Here is a 466-nt window from a genome sequence, read left to right as displayed (position 1 = left end):
AGATAATAGAGTTCTCATTTTTTTTACTTTGTGAGGTGTTACTTTGGATAAAACCGTTTTGAAAGGTCTTTTAAGTGTTTTAATAGGCATAATTGTATTTGGATTTTTATTTTTTTGGCAAAAAGATATGGGCTTAATTTCAAACTTCTTTTTTTCTATTTCCGCAGGAATCTTGGGGTATATGTTTATATCACCTTTTATATTGTCAAACCAAGAAATGAAAGACTTTGAATCTAAAGTTGATAAATGGTTTGAAGAAGACGATAGCATAAATAAGTAAAGTTGAAGAACATAAATGAGTAAGAAGTATGAATCTCCGAACATATGTAGAGATTCTTTTAATATGCCGAACGAAAGTCTTCTGTATATATGAAATTTACAGTCTGACTGGCAAGTAAATATATGGATAATTACCTTTATTGGCACCAAATTCTTCTTGTGAAAATGGGGACATTACTTAAAAATC

1 protein-coding gene is annotated in these 466 nt (G+C 29.2%); it reads left to right on the top strand.

From position 1 onward, the window contains the following. Positions 1-43 precede the first annotated feature (43 nt). Complete coding sequence (locus tag V7266_RS30060; protein WP_335472928.1) at positions 44-280, top strand: hypothetical protein; 237 nt, start codon at positions 44-46, stop codon at positions 278-280. Positions 281-466: the final 186 nt, after the last annotated feature.

The organism is Neobacillus drentensis (assembly GCF_036965645.1).
Classification (GTDB): domain Bacteria; phylum Bacillota; class Bacilli; order Bacillales; family Cytobacillaceae; genus Neobacillus; species Neobacillus drentensis_D.
This window is presented reverse-complemented; position numbering and strand designations above follow the sequence as displayed.